Below are 20,869 nucleotides of genomic sequence, written 5' to 3' on the forward strand. Positions count from 1 at the left end.
TTAATTGTTAATACCCGTACTTTATATACTTGGAATCTGCTGTAAATTTTTTCGCCTAAAAAAGACGAAAAAAGTGCTAAATTTTCATTCCTAATAGTTAAAAGACTCAATATTTATCCTGACTCCTACCCTAACCAAAATACTTTTTCAGCAAACTATTATTTCAGTAGAGTTAAGAAGCTGGAGTAACTTTTTCTGTACTATCAAGAAAAAAGATGTGCATCAACCTTTGCTCATTTTCGTAGAGATGCCAAGGTGTTCCACTATGAAGTATTTCTCGGTTATTCCAGATAGCAAAATCTCCCACTTCCCATTTGAGAGAAAAAATATGTTCTGGTTGAGTACCAGGAGTTAAAAACTTCTCTATTAATTACTGACTTGGTTCGGCTTCCATTCCTTCAATTTTTCCAGCAGAATGTACACTTAAAAACAAAGCATTCTTGCCTTTTTTTGTTTGGATTACTAATGGCTGTATTCTACCAACTCCAGGAGGATTAAAATTTTTCATAGAAGCTTCAATATCATCTATTCGACGCCGACCTTGAGGTTCAACTTTAAAGTTCATGGTAGGGCAATAACAAACTTTCATTTCTACAGCTTGTTTTTGCAGTTCTGGTGTTAGAAGTTCATAAGCTTTTATAGAACTACAAAAAAGTGTTTCACCTCCTTTTGTGGGTACAACTACTGCATACATAGCACTCACTACTGGTGAGGTATCGGATATACTATTAAAGTCAGTATGCCAAACATGAGAATATTTAAAGACCTCACCAGCAGGAAGTGTAAATTCGTGTCCATAGTGAGTAAATGAACCGTATCCATGAAGAGAAAGTAAGGGAGGATAACCAGGCAATTTTTTATAGAATGGGGCAATATTTCTTCCTTCCTTAACTGCCTGAATATCATGGGGAAACCTGGTAAGAAAATCAAGTTCCATCTCTGGAGTTAACTCCTGATTTTTAAACAACAGTAATGAATGTTTTTCAAATCCTGCCATTAGGGTTTCCCACTGTTGAGATGATAGAGATTTTGACAGGTCAATTCCAACTACTTCTGCTCCGAAAGATAGCTCTTTTCCAAATTGATTGTGTAAAGGCTTAAATGAGGGTAATGTTTGATTAGGATTTTGTAGTTTTATAGATATTTTTCTAATATTTTTGACTAATAACTGAACTACTGATAAATAGACTAAATATTCTTTATAGCCTAATATACTTTATGGCAAAACTACGACCTAAGTCAAGAACAACTACTGCTTCACCTAATAAACTTTGAGTCAAAGGGTGAGTTGAAAAGGTTAAAACAGCTCCTAAAAATCCAGACCCTAACACTAGAGAGCATTTGTTGAGAAGTAACTATTCCCACAATATCTAAGAATTATTGTAGAAATCCCAGAGTCAAAATTATTAACTTTTACTGCTAGTGCGACAATTACTAATAGTTCACTCAAGCCAGTATTTTTTATTTGCCAATTAACTTAACAACCAAACTACCTCCAAGATAAAGAACAACTACCGCTCCACCTAATAAACTTTGAGTCAAAGGGTGAGTTGAAAAGGTTAAAACAGCTCCTAAAAATCCAGACCCTAACACTAGAGAGCATTTGTTGAGAAGTAACTATTCCCACAATATCTAAGAATTATTGTAGAAATCCCAGAGTCAAAATTATTAACTTTTACTGCTAGTGCGACAATTACTAATAGTTCACTCAAGCCAGTATTTTTTATTTGCCAATTAACTTAACAACCAAACTACCTCCAAGATAAAGAACAACTACCGCTCCACCTAATAAACTTTGAGTCAAAGGGTCAGTTGAAGGGGTTAAAACAGCTCCTAAAACGGCAGACCCTAACAATACATACCGCCAACCAGAGAGCATTTGTTGAGAAGTAACTATTCCCACAAGACCTAACAATAATTGTAGAATCGGAACTTGAAATGCCAATGCGGTACTAAACATTAATAACAATACAAATTCAAAGTATCTTTCAATTGACCATGCTTGCTCTACTACTGCCTCACCGTAACCAATAAAAAATTTCAAAGCTGCTGGTACAATTGCAAAATAAGCAAATACTAATCCCAATCCAAATAAGACTGTAGAACCTAAAAAAATTGGTCCGAGAAATCGTCTTTCTCTAATAGTTAAACCAGGCAAGACAAACTTAACTATTTGATAAAGTATGAACGGACTTGCTAATAGAATACCACTATAAGCAGCTACTTTAATAGTGACAAAAAAGTATTCTCCTGGAGCAAGTTGGAGAAATTTTACTCCCTGGGCAGGAATTTCTAGGAATTTGACAATGGGTTTAACTGCAATGAAGCAACCTATGATACCTACTACTGCTGCTATTAAAGAATAAAATATCCGCATTCGTAACTCTTCGAGATGGTCAAAAATAGACATCTCAACTTCATCGGGAACTTGGTCAAGATAATCATTTTCTTCTGAATTTTGGCGATCGCCTAAGGATTGCGAAGCAATATCGCCCACTTTACCATCATTATCAGACCTAATTTCTGGCTCTTTTAAACTTATAGGTGCTAAATTATTGTTATTTGAATCCTCTGGAGGAGTATTAATTTCTGGAGTTGTCATTTTAGTTATCAGTTATCAGTTATCAGTTATCAGTACCTCTGGCTGAAACCATAGCCTTGAAATACTGAATCGAATATTTTTTTCATTCCCTTAAAAGGGGGCGCTTGAGACCTTATTTTTTGGTCATATTTATTTGATTTTTTATATTAATTATACATAAAAGTTCTTATTTCCCATAGTCTAGACCATTGTACAGAGATTATTAAGCAAATGAACCTTCTTATACTTTGTTTTTTCTCTAAATTAGATAAATAAATCAAACTTGAAAGAAAGCTCTCCGAATAATAATTTTATTACTTACATAATTTACATATACTGAATTTTATAGCATTTCTCAAGTTACTGAGATGTAGTTGTTTTTCTTCTTTTACATTCCTTATTTACCAAACTGTTTCCCAAATTACTACTCCCTATTCCCTAAAAAACAAATTTTGTATATCACCGATATGGTAATTGCTATAACTTATTGAAACTTTGCTTTTTAATTTCTGTATTTTTTTGAATACTCAATTCTAAAGATAAGGAAAACACAAAAGCTAACTTCTGACACAACAGTAAAATTATTATAGAACCCCTAAGCGCATTTTGACCTTGATTAAAATTTTGAGGCACTCTGTCAGGATTTCCATAAAAGGAATAAGAGAAAAAGGTGAAAAAATATTCCCATACTCAAACATTATGAATATCAGTCTCTTCTCACTCTCTTTTTGGTATATTTATCCGCGTAAAAATTTGAGAGACACCAAGTTGGGAGTGGATTGAAGCAATAATTAAAAAATACTTCAATACACCCCATCTCCCTATCCTACAAATCCCTCTCTATTTTTAATTTGACCTTGATTAAAATTTTGAGGCACTCTGTCAGGATTTCCATAAAAGGAATAAGAGAAAAAGGTGAAAAAATATTCCCATACTCAAGCATTATGAATATCAGTCTCTTCTCACTCTCTTTTTGGTATATTTGTCCGGTTCATTAATGGATAATGGATAATTACCTCTCCCTAAAAGAGAGAGGATTGACTAAAAGGAAAAAATTTATTTCTCAAGGGTAGATTGGAGGCAAGCGAGGAGACCTCGGCATCCCATCCTGACGGAATGCTCCGCTTTCCGACCGCTCTCTTGGTCGATTGGAGGCAAGCGAGGAGACCTCGGCATCCCATCCTAACGGACTGCTCTGCTTTCCGACCGCTTTTTCCCCCTTATTGGGGAGGCTTTAAACCTGAATTATCTAATTATTTAATTATTTAATTGTTTAATTGTTTAATTGTTTCGGTAAAAGTTTTAGAGGCAGCGAGTTGGGAGTAGATTGAAGCAATAATTAAAAAATACTTCAATACATCCCATCTCCCTATCACCCAAATCCCCTTCTATTTTTAAATAGATCCCAAATAAGTTCTATATTAAAGCTATCCATAAATTTCAGACTGAATCATAATTTATAGAGTTGGAAAAAAATAGGAAGTTAAATTATGTCTAAAAATAGATGGAAGAAAAATATAATTTTATCCTTCCTATTTATATTAGTCTGCCTAAGTACCATTACCTTAAATATTATCCTACCAAATCAATTAGCATTTGCTATTCAAGAATCAGAGTGGGATAAATTATTAGAAAATCAGGCGGTCAAAGAAATTGTCAATAGAATCGAGCAAACTTGGGAAAAAGCCTATGAAAATTACTTTGGTGCAAATCTCTCAAGTTTTACTGTGAATGCTGAAACTATTGCTAAACAACTTTATCTATGGCAATCTCAAACTGAGAAAAACCCTGCAGTTGTCTGGGTATGGCCTCGCAAAAAACAAATACAACTAATCTTAATTACTCCCAATCAAATACCCGTTATATATACTATTCCTGATGGGGAACAAAACGCTGTATTAAATACAGCCAAAATATTGGCTGGGGAAATAACAGACTCGAGAATGCGTCACACAGAATCATATCTAAAACCAGCTCAAAAACTTTATCGGTGGATAGTCGCTCCCATTGAGTCAGAATTAGAAAAGCAAAAAGTAGATACTATTCTTTTTTGTTTAGGACCTGGTTTACGCAGTTTAGCATTATCTGCATTACATGATGGAGAAAAATTTCTTATAGAAAAGTATAGTATTGCTATGATTCCTGCTTTTAATATGATTGAAACTGAGTATAATCAGAGAAAAAATATGCAAGTATTAGCAATGGGAGCATCAGAATTTATCGATCATCAATCTCTACCTGCCGTACCAATAGAGTTAAAACAAATAACACAAAAATTGTGGCAAGGTGAGGCATTTATTAACCAGGATTTTACAATTGAAAATTTACAGCAGCAACGACAAAAACAGAAATTTGGAATTATTCATTTAGCTACTCATGCTGAATTTAGGTCAGGAAAACCAAGTAATTCTTATATTCAATTTTGGCAGAAAGAAAAACTGGAACTAGATGATATAAGACATTTGAAATGGCATCAACCAAAAGTAGAGCTATTAGTTTTAAGTGCTTGTAAAACTGCGGTGGGAGATCGACAAGCGGAATTAGGTTTTGCCGGGTTAGCCGTGCAAGCTGGAGTTAAATCTGCCCTGGCAAGTCTTTGGTATGTTAGTGATGTGGGAACTTTGGCTTTAATGAATGAGTTTTATCAAAATTTTCAAAAAATTCTACTGAAAGCTGAAGCACTTCGACAAACACAAATAGCTATGTTAGAAGGGAAAGTAAGTTTAAAAAAAGGTAAGTTATATGGTTCTAATACTCGAGTAAAATTGCCACAAGAATTAGCAGAATATAAAGATGAAAATTTATCTCATCCCTATTATTGGGCAGCTTTTACTATTATCGGTAATCCTTGGTAATATCTAAAATTTTTAGCGTTGCACAATTAGGATTTGACTGAAAAATTTTGTCTTAAGCATCGCCGATCATTAGGAGACTTTTTAGTTGATTTTGTTTCAATAAATAAGTTTTTTCTCAACTACACTATATAGATCGGGTTAAAATTAGTTATGATTTTCTACTGTGGCCACTTTTGCCTCCCACTTACCCATACTATTACTCCCAAGCCTGTAATTTGATAATTTTTTATACTACTTTCTAATCTGTTATCATCAAAAATTATTCCGAAATAGTTTAGGCCAATGTCAATAGGAACAACAGAAGCAGCATTTCTCTTGAATATTTCTACCGCTAGACTCAGACTCCTGTTAAAACAAGGCCGGGTTCGTGGAGCTGAAAAAAAAGGCAGATTTTGGACAATTCCTCTCAATAGTCGGGGAATGCCAGAAATTACCCCTGGTCTTCGGGGTCCAGAAGGCAATTGGAACAAAGGAAAGCGTACAGGCAATACCTTCATTCACATTGTACGAAAAGTAATTGACGCTAACCGAGACCACGGTACCAGCGATCCAGCTATTTCTGTTAAGCAAGGCGATCGTAATGATAGATGCCATGAAGCTGAAATAGTAGGGCCTTGCAAAATCGTCTACCGACCTCACAAGCCAAATCGTAGTCAGGCTGGTGGAGCAAGGCTTTGGATTGAGGTCGAGCCTCATGTTCAAATTATCCGTAAAATCTTCCCAGATTGGGAGCCGTCGGAACCACCTACTGAATCAGTTGAAGCGTTGGCGGAGCCTAGCGGTAGCTACATCGCCACCGAGCGTAACCTCAGCACTATAGACGTTGCCTAACCTCAACCACCACAAATTTTTCCTGTCTTACTGCTACTGCCCTGCTAATTTTTACTCTTGGGGTTGAATTTTACTATGTTCCGGCTTTAGATGAGTTCTGAAAAAATTTCAGTATCAGGGAAAAAAACTAATTTTTCCTAGACCAGAGGATTAGGATGTCAGAAATTTTTGCTCTTTTACTGTCCTAATTATCACAAATATTTGTTTAATCATAAAATTGAAATTAAAAACAAATTACTAATCCGCAACATTTTTAGCCTTTTAGTTGAGAAGAAGTCGCAAAACTCAATCTTGTGAAATTAAAACTCTGGTTTTAAATCTCTTCCCATTAAAGCTCCCACCGCTTCTTCGGGACTAATCTTACCATTTAACAATAAAAAAACTTGAGTAGAAATAGGTAGAGTAATTTCCTCTCGATTAGCAATATTAATCAAAACATTCGTAGTATTAACACCTTCAGCAGTACCAGGTAATTCCTCTAAAATTTCCTCCAAACTTTTACCTTGAGCTAAACCATAACCAACCCGATAATTTCTACTCAAAGAACTACTACAAGTTGCCAACATATCTCCTAAACCAGATAACCCAAAAAAGGTTTCAGTTTTTCCACCTAAATGAGTACCAATACGAATAATTTCTGTCAAAGCACGAGTTAATAAAGCTGATTTAGCATTAGTACCAAGTTCCAAACCATCACAGACTCCACTAGCAATAGCAATGATATTTTTTAAAGTTCCACCTAACTCCGTACCTATTGGATCGGAACTACTATAAACCCGAAATAAACCAGAAGCAAAAATATTTTGTACCGTCGTTGCTGCTGCCTTATGTTTACTAGCAACTACCGTTGCAGCAGGTAATCGATCGTTAATTTCTTTTGATAAATTAGGACCGGATAAAACCACCACAGGATTATCAGGAAAATTAGCTTCCCAAATCTGAGAAGGAGTACAAGTTGTTTCTGGATCTAATCCTTTTGTAGCAGTTACAATAATTACTTCTTTTGGTAAACCAATCTTTTGAATTTTTTCAGCAGTTTCATTAACTCCTTTCATAGAAATTGCTGAAACTATTATATCAACATCCTTAAGTACCTGTTCTAAACTTACATTTAAGCTACGAGACCACAAATATATTTCATGTTGATTATGACCAGCTAATTTTGCTAAAGCTAAACCCCATGCACCTGCGCCTAGAATTGCCAAAGTTGCTTTTTCATTTGATATTGGATAAGCAGATTCTAGAGTTCTAATAACTTCTCTTCTTTTATCACCTTGAGATATTTTATTTGTCATAATTTATTTATTTAATATATTCATGAGTTTTCAGCTATAAAAACCCTATTTTTGTTACAGGTAAAAAATATATTGGAATTAGGTAAGTAGGTATAATAGACATCTCCATAAATTAAGTTTTAGCTTGGGAATTACAAGGATTGAAGATTAATTATCATAGAGGTCTAATAGTTTCCTGATTTTTTCCAATACATGAATTTTAGGAGTTATGCAAAAAAAAAACGATTTCTGCAATAAATCCTTATTTTTTTGCTATGTAATTAAGGGTAAAATTTGACGGAACTAAATTTATGTCAAATTTATTCCGCTCAAGAATTTCCCTGACTTCATTCCAGAAAGTGTCACAAGTAAATATCTTTTTTAAATTTGCTATAAAGGGGATTTTTTCTGACATCATTCTACTTCATTAAACTAAGACTAAGGAATGAGAATTTTATTATCTACAAAAGTCGATAGTTAACAGATAATACCAAATCTCAAAAATTTGCTATATATCCTGAAAAAATATGTTATGTAGTAGGTTGTAGCTGTTAGAAAGTTCAGGAAAAATCCTAAAGTATAAAGTAGTTGTCACGAAGCAACATTAATGGATGATAAATGGTATAAGCAGACAAAAGGTTTACTCACAATAGAGCATAGGATGTCAACATCACTGTGAAATTTTCCTCTTTCTACAAGTCGGTTTGCTTAATAGAGTTTCCTAGGCCATCAAAAAAAATTAAATACACACAAATTGTGCAATTTTAAGAGAAAATTGTAACAACAAGCTCAAATATAAATTTATAGGAGAGACGTCTAATGATATTCCGTCATCGATTACCCAAAATATTAGCCCCAATATTAATCAGCTTATTACTACTAACATCTGCTTGTGGTGGAGCTAAACAACCCAGTCGTTTCGACCAGGCCCAACAACAAAGCAAAACAGAACGTCCCTCCCAAGCTAAACAAGTATCCGGTGGCAGTCTCAATAAATACTTCCCATCCTCGAGTGGCGACTATAAACTTAACTATGCTCAAGAGAAAAAAGGCTTTGCTCAAGCAAGTCTTAAAAAAGATGGTAAAGAAGTAGCAGTCATGTCTATCAATGATATCTCTGCTTCTCCTACTGCTGCCAACAAATTCCAAAATAGCAGCAAAAAAATCGGAGGATATCCAGCAGTTGAACAAGGTAAAACGACTACTGCTGTATTAGTAGATAATCGTTTTCAGGTAAAAGCTCAATCAAAAGACCCCTCATTTACACCCAGCGATCGCGAAGCATGGCTAAAAAAATTTAATCTGAGTGGTCTATCTAGTCTCAAATAGAAAAGAGGGAATAGGGTTCATTAATTAATAATGGATAATGGATAATTACCTCAAGAAAAACCCTAAAGAAATTGAATATCACGAAATCATAATTTCTTTTTTTCTCTTGAAATAGAAGGCTTTATAGCAAATTGATTAATTATCCATTGGGAAATAATTGATTTTATTTTTTATTGTTGGAGATGTCTAATAGAAAAATTCTGCCCCAACACTAAAAAAAAGTCTCTTCCTCCATTAAATTTATAATCTTTAACCAATAAATGGCGTTGGTAAATCAAGAGATGAAACTTTAAGAGTAATCTGTTTTTAATACCTCTAAATATTTAATTAGAGTAAGTGATTGGTATCACCCCTAGTAGAAAATCATCCCACCAATTACCAACGCCCAAGAAATTAGGTCTTAACCCTCCCCTAATTCTAGGGAATCAAAAAGGAAATTTCAGATTTTCTTGCCTCCGGTTTCAGCCAGAGGTACTGATAACTGATAACTGATAACTGAAATTAAGGAGCCTCAAATGAGCAAACCAATCTTTGAATTAGTAGATGAACTGCCCTCTGACAATATTACAATTAAAGCTTTACGCGCCCTAGACTTTGTTGTTCCTGGAGAGTGGGATAACTTGGTAGGATTTGAAAATACTATCCGTACTGTAACAGGGGAAGACGACGAAGACCTAATTCAGCAAATAGGCGATCGAGCTGTAATTCTCTTCAATGACAAAGCTCAAGGATATCAACGTGCTTTGTGGTTATACCAAACTGTTAGTGGAGCAGGTCGTGCTTTAGGTGCAGCTACCCTAGCTAATATGGTTGGAGATAAAATACCTCTGGTCGGAGGTTTGTTAACTAGCCTCACTCCTAAACCAGGAAAAGCCCAAACTATCGATCTATCTCTAAAAGTAGTTGCAGAATTATTAGGTTTCTGTTCCATCAATGGCATTCCGGGAGATAGTATTGGTGATTTTGTCGGCGCTCTAGGAGATTATAGTGGAGAATCTTTGATGCGGTTAGCCGCCTTAGTTTGTTTTGATGGTTTAATTCCTTTAGGGCCAGACTTTATAGGTGCCGCCGCTGACTGGATAGAAGGACTTTCTCCCTCAGACTTAGAACAAAATGATGGCTTCAGGGAAATGGAAGATGCCATTCCAGGAGATGATAAAGATAGTAAGTTGGGCTTTATTGGGGAAGCCTTCGGTTCTGTTTCTGGTTGGATGGGAGATTTTGTCAGCGATCGGGGCATTACACCAGAAAACGTGGCCAATAGCTTGCAAAGTTTCGTAGAATTTAGCGATGATAAATTGGATTATTTAGCTGCATTCCTAGATGTAAGTACCAATTATTATGAACATACAGGAGTTCAAACCCTCGCTCGTCGTTTAATAGAACGAGCTTATGCAGAAATTTAAGTAAGGAAGCATTTATGGCAGAAGAACAAGAAGCTAAAAAAACTGAAACTAAGCCTGCTGGAGGTAAGGTCAAAAAAGAAAAGCCCCCCGCTGTAGAAGACAAGCCTTTTGCTGAGTTTTTGCAGCAAGATTATTTGCCAGCTTTACAACAAGCTCTCACTCAGCAAGGTATTGACGATCTCGATCTAAACCTAGTCAAGCAAAAACTACCTATGATTGGCTTTGGTTCATCTGAAGAATGTTGGCAAGTTGTTGGTAAGTTTAAAAAAGGCCAGCGTCAATTCAATGTCTATTTCCCCAAAAAAGATATTAAAGGCCCTAGAGCTTTCTCTTGTGCAGATAATGGAGCTAAACCTGCTACCTTGGAACCTTTTCTAATTGATGAGCGTAAAATTACTCTGAACTTATTGGTGTTTGGTGTAATTCAACGTCTGAATGCTCAAAAGTGGCTCAGTTTAAACTAAATATTTAAGGTAGCAGATACTCTGTGTGTTTCTGCTACCATCAATTTATTTCCCCATTGGCCTCGAATAATTTTGTTAAGGTCTACGTCTGCTTCTAACAAGCAGGCATGGCCACTATGGGGAAGAATAACCATTTGAGCTTCGGGCAAATACTTGACTAAAAACTTGGCTTGTGATATTGAAGGAAAAATTCTATCCGCAGCACTAGCAATAACTAATACAGGCTTTTTGAAACTTTTTAGTTGATTGTTGTTTACTTGGAATGAGCGCATTAACTCAAATCGCCAGATGGCAGTTTGTTGAGAAACTGACTGCATGGCCTTCAGCAAGGCCAGGCGTTCATCTCGTTGCATCCGACCCAGAGCCGCTAAAAAGGGCAAAGTTCCTGTTACAGATAACTGATATAAAGAGGTCGGTAGGTATTGGGTCAGATATGAGCCATATTTGACTAACGGTTGTTGACTGAATGAAGTAGCTGAATTAACTAAAATTAGTTTGTCCAATAATTCAGGAGCATTGAAGGCAATTTTTAGTGCTAAACATCCTCCAAATGATTCTCCACATAAGTAAATAGGTCTTTTGGGTACTGCTTCTTGTTCAATTGTAATTAAGTTTATTGTTCTTTCTGATAAGCGATCCCAACTCGATAAATCATTTTGTGGGATGCTGAGACAGCGAATATCAAAAGCAGTTGATAATCTGGAAAGTTGCGATCTTAGCAATTTACCTGTGCCATCCATTGCAGGTAGGAAAATAAATAGAGGTAATTCCGGTTGGGAGGCAGTTGGCCTTAAGAAACTAATTTTACTACTTGCCACTTGCATGATTGAATACAGATAGAAATTAGTAATGATTGATAAATTAATAACTAATAGTTGAGATATCTCAGCAACTTCTCATTCCGCTTATACTGTGATGAGATTTTTATGGTTTTGTGATTAACCTAATTATTACTTAATAATTGCTTAATCTTGACTTGCCTAACATGATAATTACCAAATCAAGTTATTTAATTATTAAATTTGCACAGGAGCAAGAGCAATTTTTTGTTTTAGTTTCTAGAATAAAAATATAAGGCATCAACCAAAAACCAACCAATATTCAAGAACTAAACACAGCCTTCTGTCAGTAAGTTAGCAATTTCTTGGCTAACATAATTAGTTATATTTTTGACTAAATTTTTAGCCTATTTCTCTTGCTCTTGCTCACGGTGGGAAGCTCTAATTGAAAAATGGACGGCCAAACATGATATGAGAGAGTCGATCAACTATTATTATCAGGATGCCATCTAGCTTGATTAAACAAAGGTTCTGAAAGGTAAAAAAAACTTAGTAATTTCAAAGGTATTCTCGAGGAGATTAACTGCTCATTATGAAAAGCTATCAACTACTGGTAATATTGCCTAATATTGCCAGATTTGATAATGGCGCTCGAAGAGCTAAATGAGCAAATCCTCTTTGAAAATCACCAATAAAATTAGGAGGGGTAAATTTTACGATATGTACAGCTCATTTTGGAAACACCCCTACAACTAAGTCATAAGTTGTTTTTGTAACTGGGATTTTGATCGACCCTCCAAAAACATTTCGCCTTAAAAGGTGGGGTTTTAGACCCAATCCTGTTTGATAACACAGGTAGTTGGGTCATATAGTGATGACTGGCAAATAATATGGAACAATTGACGCTGTGAGTAACAAAGAGTCCATAAAACTATGATAGTTGCTGACAACTAGCACAACTTCTTAAGAAGGAATCGAGTCTCCATGATTAATCAAACCTCTACTACCAATACAATATTATAGTAGCTAAGAAAAACGGGAAATTAACTGTACCCTATGTGCTTGGCTCCCCATTTTTCCTGCAAGTAGAGATTCAATTATAGACTCTGAATAAATATATATTCTGTAAGAATAATAACATCAAAATACCAATAATTAAAATTTCTTTGAGAAATTCTCAAAGAACAATACAACAGCATTACTGTTAGGGTAGGGGATATTGTTAGCTTAATTAGCAAATCATAATCAAGTTAATTTAAGTCAGCAAACAAATAGTTAAGCCAAGTAGTAAATCAAATTAGGTCGATACTACTAGACTCATTATGATTATTACCATTACCAGTTCAAATCAAAAGTATTTAATTCTGATTTTCCATGAAAAACATATATACAACTAAAAATACCTTTGCCATTACAACTCCCCTTTACTACGTCAACGATTTACCACATATAGGCAGTGCTTATACCACTATTGCCGCCGATACGGTAGCTCGTTTTCAAAGGCTACAAGGTAAATCAGTGCTGATGATTACTGGTACAGATGAGCATGGCCAGAAAATTCAAAGAACAGCTCAGAACAAAGGAAGATATCCCCAAGAACACTGTGATTTAGTAGTTACAGGATTTGAATCTCTTTGGCAAAAACTAAATATTCAGTATGACCGTTTTAGTCGTACTACTGCATCTAACCATGAGCAAATTGTCAAAGAATTTTTCCAAAGAGTTTGGGCTCGAGGCGACATCTACTTAAGTCAGCAACAAGGATGGTATTGCGTATCTTGTGAAGAGTTTAAAGAAGAGCGTGAACTTATAGAAGATAAACATTGTGCCATTCATACCAACCAAAAAGTAGAATGGCGCGATGAGGAAAACTACTTCTTTCGCCTCTCCAAATATCAAAACCAACTACAAGCTTTCTACCAAGAAAGGCCAGAATTTATTCAACCTGAAAGCCGTCGGAATGAAGTCTTAAGCTTTGTTAGTCAAGGATTACAAGACTTTTCAATCTCTAGAGTTAATGTGGATTGGGGCTTTCAACTACCTGTCGATCCTAATCATACCATATATGTTTGGTTTGATGCTCTATTAGGTTATGTCACAGCCCTTTTAGATCCTGATAGTGAACCCACTCTAGAGAATGCTTTATCAAAATGGTGGCCGATTAATCTGCATCTAATTGGGAAAGATATATTACGTTTCCATGCTGTTTATTGGCCAGCAATGCTAATGTCAGCAGATTTACCTCTGCCTGAGCGTGTATTTGGACATGGATTTTTGACCAAAGACGGCAAGAAGATGGGTAAATCCCTGGGTAATACTTTAGACCCTTTTGAATTAATCCAAAAGTATGGCTCCGATGCAGTTCGTTATTATTTTCTCAAAGAAATCGAATTTGGAGTTGATGGTGATTTTAGTGAAACCCGGTTTATCAATGTCCTAAATGCTGACTTAGCAAACGACTTGGGGAATTTACTAAATCGTACCCTCAAAATGGCTCATAAATACTTTAATGGTCAAATTCCTAATATTAATGGTGAGGAAATAGAAGTTACTCACCCACTCAAAACAATAGGCATTAGTTTGGGCGAAGAAGTTACTCAAGCTTACGCCTCTTTAGCTTTTAGTCAAGTTTGTGAAGCCGTATTGGTTTTAGTTAGAACCTGCAATAAATATATAGACGAAACTGCTCCGTGGAGTTTATATAAACAGGGTCAATTAGAAGCCGTAGCAGAAGTGTTATATTCTGTTTTGGAGTCTGTTAGATTAGCAGCCTATCTTTTATCGCCGATCATTCCAAATATTAGCAATGCTATCTATCAGCAACTAGGTTTCTCAAATGATTTTAACGATAAATCAGTAATTAATAGTTCAGGAACTTTTGTCAAACAAGTAAGTTGGGGCGATCTACCAGGAAATCAAATTCTGGGGCAACCTCAACCTGTTTTTCAAAGACTAGAACTGACAGAAACTGTTGCTTAAAAAGCTAATTGTACTTTTGTTTTTTTTAATTACATAGCCTGTTTTTTCTCTTACAAATTATCTCTGATTAAGAATTAAATTTCTTTATTTCATAAAAAAACTGAGGTTAAAAACAATGTTGAATCATCAACAAATACAAATAGAGTGTAATGAAATATTTACACCAGAACAAGTTCTAGAAAATCGTGGCAAAGTAGCTATTTTTATTGATGGGTCTAACTTATTTTATGCTGCTTTGCAGCTAGGAATTGAGATAGATTATACGAAACTTCTTTGCCGTCTTACAGGAGGTTCTCGTCTCCTACGTTCCTTTTTCTACACGGGAGTAGATCGTACTAATGAAAAACAGCAAGGGTTTTTGTTATGGATGCGTCGTAATGGTTATCGAGTCATTTCTAAAGACTTAGTACAATTACCAGATGGATCTAAAAAAGCTAATTTAGATGTAGAAATAGCTGTTGATATGATGGCTTTAGTAGGCTCTTATGACACTGCTGTATTAGTTAGTGGAGATGGAGATTTAGCTTATGCTGTAGATGCTGTTAGTTATAGAGGTGTTAGGGTTGAAGTGGTTAGTCTTAGAGCTATGACTAGCGATAGTTTAATTAATGTTTCTGACCGTTATATAGACCTGGAACAAATTAAAGAAGACATTCAAAAAACTTCAAAATCTCCTAGCTATACCTATCGTCCTCTATCAGCTATAGGCTTGATGGATGAACATGATTAAGGATAAGATTTGGTCTAATTTAACTTAGAAAATTTGTCAAATTTTAGAACAATAATTAATTTAAAAGTGGAGTGAATTTTTTTTGAGTTTAGTGAATTAATACCTAGAGCATTTTTCTGTCTAGATTTGAGAATTAAATTAGAGCAAAAATTAAATATTACTTAACTACAAGGAAAGTTGGAAAAACTGAGCATTATTCAAGTGAAAGCTGGAAAAATTTGTGCTTATGATGAAAAACTTTCCTTGAGTCTTTTTTGAATATATAGCATTTATCAAATAGATCATACCAATTCTCAAAAATTTTCCTATAGTTGGAAGCTAGCAAAAATAACTTTCCTTCATAACCGAAGTTACTAAATATTCAGTATTTACTCCAACAAATAATATTTAGAAATATAAAACCCTAGTATAGGAAAATTTATGGTAATTGGTATAAGGTGCAAAAGTTTTGGATTTTTTAGAGTCGGAATTCCTATATACCAAATTCAAAAAAGATATTTACAGTAAAATTAGAATAAAACTGTTAGTAAATTTGCTACTGACATGAAGCTATATCAGAAGTTATAGCACTACGCAAATAGGGCACAGACATTTATGCGGATGCGACCCCTCGCTGTTGCACGGCGCATCTGATAGCTCAAACACCTTTTATGGATTACTTCTGATACCAAATCCGGTTAATTAGTGATTAAAAAAATTTCTTCTCCTAATACCTTCTTTCTCCCTCCTAACTCCTGTACATCGCCAATCCGACGGATCCCTTACCTGACTCCTGAGTTCTCCCTAATTATTTTTAACTGTTCATCCGGACATAATATTACTTTTGACTTGCGCATAGCGCTATACCCCCGAAAGCATAAAAACAATTCCATGACTTAAAATAGCTTATTAAGTCAATTGTGGAGTTGTTTTACTCTGATCTAAGGGACTTCCAAATAAAAAATTATCCCATTAGCTATGAAAATAAGGGAGTAGGGAGTAGGGAAGAAATTGAAAAAGTAATGGAGTAGGGAGTAACCAGTCAGGATATAGTACATAAATAGAGTACAAAAATTGGGATAATTTATTTTCTGTTATTCCCTAAAAGAAGTGTATAAAATGTGTATCTCTTGGCTTCTGACTCTTAGCAACCAATACTTTGTAGCAATATTTTTTTAAACTGTTATTAGAGACTGAATGTATCAGTAAATCTAAAAAAGGGAAGGGAATATTTGGGAGCCTAGAATACACAACTATTAGCCAGCAGAAGATATTCCTGAAATCTTGACTAAAATATAGCTAGTTTTCTCATAGTGGAGACTTTTCCAATTAGCCATAAATATAAATTAATCCCATCGGTTAAAGCCTTAATATTTTGTTGACAAACATTCTCTTATATAAACCGATTTTATATAAGATAAGAGAATGTTTATAATTCTATAATTACTTCAATATCCTCACACTCCCCACACTCAACTATATAATAAATATTAAACTGGATTTAATATTATACCTCTGGTAAAAGTCAAAATTAATTTTTTTCTGCCTTTTTTTAATCCTTTGATATCCTGTTATTTCCCTATTTTTTATTGCCTATTCCCTATTGCCGACTGATACAATAATTATATTGAGAAACACGAGCTGAACATAATCGACTTTGTATGACAACACACAATAATTCTTTTTCCTATTCAAAAAAATTATCAATCCCTTTATTAATCTTAGTAACTTTACTTCTAGGAATAACAGCTTGTAATCAACAAGATAAAACTCAAGAAAATATCTCAGAACAACCTATTCCTAATCAAACACCAGAAAGTGATTTAACTTTAAATGACGTTACTCTTGAAGAAGCATCTGAATCAGGTGAAATGCTATGGAGGGTAAAGTCCAAACAAGCTTCATATGTCAAAGATAAAGAATTAGTGAGAGTAACTAAACCTGAAGGTGAATTGTTTCGAGATGGAAAATTAGCCTATAAAATTACTGCATTGCAAGGAGAAGTATATCAAGATGGAAACAAAATTTTACTGATAGAAGAGATAGAAGTATATGACATTCAAAATCAAATAACTATCAGAGGACAACAATTAGAATGGTTAACTGAACCAGGAATAATTATTGTTCGCAACAATATAACAGGTATTAACGAACAGATACAAGCATCAGCTCAAACAGCAAAAATTATTAGTCTAGAAAAAAGAATAGAGTTCTATGGTCAAGTAGTAGCTATGTTTAAAGAACCTGTAATGAAAATACAAACAGACCAATTGTTTTGGCAGATAGATCAAAAAAAATTGATTGCTAATCAACCAATAAAAATAGAAGAATTACAAAATAAAAAAGTTATTGGCAGTGCTTATGGTGATGAATCAGAGTTTAATTTAGAAAGTCAAATAGCTACTCTAAAGAAAAATGTACAGGTGCTCCGAACCAATCCAAAATTACAAATAAGTAGTGATTTGATGATTTGGAATATACCACAAAATTTGATTGACTCACCAGGACCAATAACAGTATTAGAACAAGGAGAAAAAGTAGTTTTACAAGCAAATAAAGGTCAAGGAAATTTTCAGAAAAATACTTTTGTTTTGTCAGGAGATGTCATTGGTGTTGGGCAAGAAAATAAAGCTCAATTAAATAGCGATCGCCTAACTTGGTATTTGCAAAATCAAACTTTTGAAGCAGAAGGTAATATATTTTATCGTCAAGTTGATCCTCCATTTAATGTTAGAGGTCCTCGGGCAGTAGGGCAACTCAAAAATGAGACAGTTATTATTCAAGGTGGTAAGAGTAATGTAGTAACAGAAATTATTCCTCCTGGGGAGTAGGGAAGAGGGGGAAGTCTGGGAAGTTTGGGGAGAAACTACAAGCAAAATGAAATCCCTAAAAAAATTGTTCTTTTAGATAAATCTACATAAATAAAATATAATAGATAAGTTATCGCTTCTCCTTATTGACTAAGAAATAAGCTTAATAACTTCCCCAGTAAAGGCACAACTAATCAGGGTTTGCTGAAAAAAGTATGAGTGGTAAGGGCAGGAGTAAGGATACAATTTTTCTAAGCGTGACAATAAATTGACCCTGCGCAGTAAAGGGTGTAAAAAAGGAAATTTCGTATTTTCTTTGCCTCCTTATTACTAGAGGTACTAATAATTGATAACTGATAACTGATATAGCGCTACGCATTAAGGTTAGGATATTTCTAAATCCTGAAAGCTTGTAAGAGTTTACTATTCCCTATTCCCTAGCGCGTAGCGCTATAACTGAAATAACCCAAGGACATTTTCAGCAGATGTTAATTTTTTGGTAGTTATTATTACAAAGGAACAAGTTGTGAGAAAATATCCCCTACAAACACCCCATAGTGGCTATCACTGGGATGGTAGCGATCGCCGTTTTTTTGAAGGTTGGTATTATCGAGTCACCCTACCAGAAGAAAAACAAACCTTCGCCTTCATGTACTCTATAGAAGATCCCATCGGCGGTCAACTTTATAGTGGTGGTGGCGCTCAAATTATTGGCCAAAATGACGAATATCTCTGTCGGACTTTCCCAGATGTGAAAAAATTTTGGGCAACTCCGGAAGTTCTCGAATTAGGTCATTGGGGACGAACAAATTTAACAGGTCCGGTTGGGTATTTAGATCCACAAGTATTTGATACTCAAATCAAACAAGGGTATCAAGCTACTGCCACTTGGCATCAAGGAGTTCTCTGCGATCCAGGAACAAATAATTATTGTCGTTGGCAATATGAAACACAACCTATATATGGTTGGGGAAACCCAGATGCAGAACAACAATCAACTGCAGGTTGGGTATCATTTTTACCAATTTTTGAGCCTGGATGGCAAATATTAATGGCTCATGGTCTGGCTACTGGTTGGATAGAATGGAATGGGAATATCTATAAGTTTACTAATGCACCAGCTTACAGTGAGAAAAATTGGGGTGGCGCTTTCCCGAAAAAATGGTTTTGGCTTAACTGTAATAGTTTCTATGACGAATCAGATTTAGCTTTAACTGCTGGTGGTGGTAAGCGAGGAGTATTGTGGTGGATGGAAGAAGTGGCAATGGTAGGTATTCATTACCAAGGGAAATTTTATGAGTTTGTACCGTGGAACTCTGAAGTATATTGGCAAATTCAGCCTTGGGGAGAATGGAAAATGCAGGCAAAAAATGATTTATTTGAGGTAGAGTTGACTGCGACTACAAATTGTTCTGGTACACCTCTACGGGCACCGTCAGAACAGGGATTAATATTTTTGTGTCGAGATACTATGCAGGGTAATTTAACTTTAAGGTTAAGGGAAGTGAGGGATGGTTATTCAAAGTTAATTTTGGAGGCGCGTAGCGATCTATGTGGTTTAGAAGTTGGTGGGGGGTCTTGGGAGCAACCTTGGGTTAAATGATATTATAGAACCCATTTTGGATTTCTTAAAAAATAGAGGCGGAAATGTGTAAATTGCGAATATGGGGTCATTTTTCTACCTTTTTCCTGTATTCCATTTCTCGACCTCCTGACTTCTTTATCAAAAATATGCACTTTTGCTAATATTCCAAATGGCTTATATAAACAAATAAATTTTTGATAATTTAATTGCTGCGTCTATGAATCGAGAAAAATAAAACCAATGATTATCCCAGACATTCCTGATGGTTGGAAATATGTTTTTAGCTCGTTAGTTGGTGGAGGAATCGCGATATTTGTCACTTACTTCCTCCTGAAATGTTATCATCTCCACCATATGCATAGATAGTATCACTACCATAAGTGCCAGTATATCTATTATCATTGGCATCCAAATGAACTGTTGTCATTACTTTATTCTCCTTATTGTTTATTAATTGTGCATAGACATCTCTAGAAAAGGTTTTTAAACCCTTGTCCTGCCGTTCCCAAATCGGCATTTTTGGAGAGGTCTAATGAGTAAGAGATTTTTCTCTTTCTATTGTTAAATAACTATCGCTTAAATTTTGGGAAATGACAATACATAAAAGTTCACTTTTATTCAGGAATTTTGTTGATGAATAAAGGTGAATAAAGGTGAATAAAACTCAACTTTTGATGTTTTATATCTGAGCCATATTTCACCAACATCACAATCCTTACTCCCAAAGTATCAAGGTTTCCACAGGGGAACCTTCCAGTGCATTAAAGTATGAGGATAATATCGGGACTTTAGCAAATTTTAAGCCCAAACAAACCCTAAACTCTCTTTATGAGCGGTAAATACGTCGATGTTTTCATCTAACCACTCAACAAAACGATAAGATATTGCGGTACGATCGGGCTTCTAAAGTATCAGTAAAGGTATTTAATGGTTTGTTAGCCCAACGCCTTCTTATACCTCCTGTTAACTGATGCCAGATAATAAATGTATAAGCACGATCGGACTAAAATAAAATGCCTTTTAAGGCTGATTTTATCTCTGACTTGATCAGGACTTACGCAAAGACGCTATATATACTGTCCTTGCGTAAGTCCTGATTACTTGAGACAGGAGTTAATCTCGGAAAAGGTAATAGGGGCGATCGCTATGTTGGGGGAAGAAGCGATCGCTTTTGTAGGGAAGAGGGGTAGGGGATTAGATTTTTAGGATTCATCGATTATGCAATACTTCTTAAATAGCTTCTTAGGCAATTTCCTCTCTTGCATTT

General features: G+C 35.1%; 15 protein-coding genes and 1 pseudogene. 9 read left to right on the forward strand and 7 right to left on the reverse strand.

Annotation, left to right across the window (positions count from 1 at the left end; all coding sequences use genetic code 11):
• Nucleotides 1–172: 172 nt before the first annotated feature.
• The 3 genes from ACP6PM_RS36830 to tatC all read right to left on the reverse strand — a co-directional run bounded on the left by ACP6PM_RS36830 (nt 173) and on the right by tatC (nt 2,602).
• Nucleotides 173–367, reverse strand: coding sequence for a TauD/TfdA family dioxygenase (locus ACP6PM_RS36830; RefSeq protein ID WP_472847516.1), 195 nt, complete (start codon nt 365–367; stop codon nt 173–175).
• Between the two features lie 3 nt (nt 368–370).
• Nucleotides 371–1,213, reverse strand: coding sequence for a TauD/TfdA dioxygenase family protein (locus tag ACP6PM_RS09780; protein WP_472847517.1), 843 nt, complete (start codon nt 1,211–1,213; stop codon nt 371–373).
• A gap of 510 nt (nt 1,214–1,723) precedes the next feature.
• Nucleotides 1,724–2,602 carry a twin-arginine translocase subunit TatC gene (gene tatC / locus ACP6PM_RS09785; protein WP_426584088.1) on the reverse strand — a complete coding sequence of 293 codons (879 nt, stop codon included), beginning with the start codon at nt 2,600–2,602 and terminating at the stop codon, nt 1,724–1,726.
• Between the two features lie 1,469 nt (nt 2,603–4,071).
• Between tatC and ACP6PM_RS09790 the strand changes: the two genes are divergently transcribed.
• Nucleotides 4,072–5,436, forward strand: coding sequence for a CHAT domain-containing protein (locus ACP6PM_RS09790; RefSeq protein ID WP_426584090.1), 1,365 nt, complete (start codon nt 4,072–4,074; stop codon nt 5,434–5,436).
• 282 nt (nt 5,437–5,718) lie between these two features.
• Nucleotides 5,719–6,267: a hypothetical protein gene (locus tag ACP6PM_RS09795; RefSeq protein WP_426584092.1), complete on the forward strand. Its 549-nt coding sequence runs from the start codon at nt 5,719–5,721 to the stop codon at nt 6,265–6,267.
• Nucleotides 6,268–6,566: 299 nt separating this feature from the next.
• Here ACP6PM_RS09795 and ACP6PM_RS09800 read toward each other — a convergent pair whose 3' ends face one another.
• Nucleotides 6,567–7,562, reverse strand: coding sequence for an NAD(P)H-dependent glycerol-3-phosphate dehydrogenase (locus tag ACP6PM_RS09800; protein ID WP_426584094.1), 996 nt, complete (start codon nt 7,560–7,562; stop codon nt 6,567–6,569).
• 798 nt (nt 7,563–8,360) lie between these two features.
• Between ACP6PM_RS09800 and ACP6PM_RS09805 the strand changes: the two genes are divergently transcribed.
• The 3 genes from ACP6PM_RS09805 (at nt 8,361) to ACP6PM_RS09815 (ending at nt 10,740) form a co-directional block, all read left to right on the forward strand.
• A complete protein-coding gene (locus ACP6PM_RS09805; protein ID WP_426584096.1) occupies nt 8,361–8,870 on the forward strand; it encodes a hypothetical protein in 510 nt (169 codons plus the stop codon).
• 515 nt (nt 8,871–9,385) lie between these two features.
• On the forward strand, nt 9,386–10,276 hold the full coding sequence (locus ACP6PM_RS09810; RefSeq protein ID WP_426584098.1) for a hypothetical protein: 891 nt from the start codon (nt 9,386–9,388) through the stop codon (nt 10,274–10,276).
• Between the two features lie 14 nt (nt 10,277–10,290).
• Nucleotides 10,291–10,740 carry a DUF2996 domain-containing protein gene (locus tag ACP6PM_RS09815; protein WP_426584100.1) on the forward strand — a complete coding sequence of 150 codons (450 nt, stop codon included), beginning with the start codon at nt 10,291–10,293 and terminating at the stop codon, nt 10,738–10,740.
• Here the strand turns inward: ACP6PM_RS09815 and ACP6PM_RS09820 are convergent.
• Nucleotides 10,737–11,564, reverse strand: coding sequence for an alpha/beta fold hydrolase (locus tag ACP6PM_RS09820; RefSeq protein WP_426584102.1), 828 nt, complete (start codon nt 11,562–11,564; stop codon nt 10,737–10,739). The two genes, ACP6PM_RS09815 and ACP6PM_RS09820, sit on opposite strands and share 4 nt — an antisense overlap.
• Before the next feature lie 1,329 nt (nt 11,565–12,893).
• On the opposite strand from ACP6PM_RS09820, the gene metG reads away from it, so the two are divergent.
• The 4 genes from metG (at nt 12,894) to ACP6PM_RS09840 (ending at nt 19,620) form a co-directional block, all read left to right on the forward strand.
• Nucleotides 12,894–14,498 (forward strand): methionine--tRNA ligase, encoded by a 1,605-nt coding sequence (metG, locus tag ACP6PM_RS09825; protein WP_426584104.1) that lies wholly within the window; start codon nt 12,894–12,896, stop codon nt 14,496–14,498.
• Between the two features lie 115 nt (nt 14,499–14,613).
• Nucleotides 14,614–15,228: a LabA-like NYN domain-containing protein gene (locus ACP6PM_RS09830; RefSeq protein ID WP_426584106.1), complete on the forward strand. Its 615-nt coding sequence runs from the start codon at nt 14,614–14,616 to the stop codon at nt 15,226–15,228.
• 1,640 nt (nt 15,229–16,868) lie between these two features.
• Complete coding sequence (gene lptC, locus ACP6PM_RS09835; protein WP_426584108.1) at nt 16,869–18,038, forward strand: LPS export ABC transporter periplasmic protein LptC; 1,170 nt, start codon at nt 16,869–16,871, stop codon at nt 18,036–18,038.
• A 475-nt stretch (nt 18,039–18,513) separates the two neighbouring features.
• Nucleotides 18,514–19,620: a tocopherol cyclase family protein gene (locus ACP6PM_RS09840; protein ID WP_426584110.1), complete on the forward strand. Its 1,107-nt coding sequence runs from the start codon at nt 18,514–18,516 to the stop codon at nt 19,618–19,620.
• Nucleotides 19,621–19,918: 298 nt separating this feature from the next.
• Here the strand turns inward: ACP6PM_RS09840 and ACP6PM_RS09845 are convergent, their stop codons facing one another.
• Together ACP6PM_RS09845 and ACP6PM_RS09850 are read right to left on the reverse strand one after the other, a co-directional pair.
• The gene (locus tag ACP6PM_RS09845; protein WP_426584112.1) at nt 19,919–20,119 is read right to left on the reverse strand and encodes a hypothetical protein; all 201 of its coding nucleotides are present in this window, start codon (nt 20,117–20,119) and stop codon (nt 19,919–19,921) included.
• A 281-nt stretch (nt 20,120–20,400) separates the two neighbouring features.
• Nucleotides 20,401–20,648: pseudogene (locus ACP6PM_RS09850) on the reverse strand (IS701 family transposase); the annotation flags it as partial.
• Nucleotides 20,649–20,869: the final 221 nt, after the last annotated feature.

Origin of the sequence: Dapis brunnea BLCC-M229 (assembly GCF_050015995.1) — a bacterium.
Taxonomy (GTDB): domain Bacteria; phylum Cyanobacteriota; class Cyanobacteriia; order Cyanobacteriales; family Microcoleaceae; genus Trichodesmium.

Bases quoted from the DNA above. Each gene is read 5' to 3' on its own strand.
- ACP6PM_RS09795 (WP_426584092.1), top strand. From the start codon at position 5,719: ATGTCAATAGGAACAACAGAAGCAGCATTTCTCTTGAATATTTCTACC.
- metG (WP_426584104.1), top strand. From the start codon at position 12,894: ATGAAAAACATATATACAACTAAAAATACCTTTGCCATTACAACTCCC.
- ACP6PM_RS09810 (WP_426584098.1), top strand. From the start codon at position 9,386: ATGAGCAAACCAATCTTTGAATTAGTAGATGAACTGCCCTCTGACAAT.
- ACP6PM_RS09800 (WP_426584094.1), bottom strand. From the start codon at position 7,562: ATGACAAATAAAATATCTCAAGGTGATAAAAGAAGAGAAGTTATTAGA.
- ACP6PM_RS09805 (WP_426584096.1), top strand. From the start codon at position 8,361: ATGATATTCCGTCATCGATTACCCAAAATATTAGCCCCAATATTAATC.
- tatC (WP_426584088.1), bottom strand. From the start codon at position 2,602: ATGACAACTCCAGAAATTAATACTCCTCCAGAGGATTCAAATAACAAT.
- ACP6PM_RS09845 (WP_426584112.1), bottom strand. From the start codon at position 20,119: ATGCCGATTTGGGAACGGCAGGACAAGGGTTTAAAAACCTTTTCTAGA.
- lptC (WP_426584108.1), top strand. From the start codon at position 16,869: ATGACAACACACAATAATTCTTTTTCCTATTCAAAAAAATTATCAATC.
- ACP6PM_RS09790 (WP_426584090.1), top strand. From the start codon at position 4,072: ATGTCTAAAAATAGATGGAAGAAAAATATAATTTTATCCTTCCTATTT.
- ACP6PM_RS09830 (WP_426584106.1), top strand. From the start codon at position 14,614: ATGTTGAATCATCAACAAATACAAATAGAGTGTAATGAAATATTTACA.
- ACP6PM_RS09815 (WP_426584100.1), top strand. From the start codon at position 10,291: ATGGCAGAAGAACAAGAAGCTAAAAAAACTGAAACTAAGCCTGCTGGA.
- ACP6PM_RS09820 (WP_426584102.1), bottom strand. From the start codon at position 11,564: ATGCAAGTGGCAAGTAGTAAAATTAGTTTCTTAAGGCCAACTGCCTCC.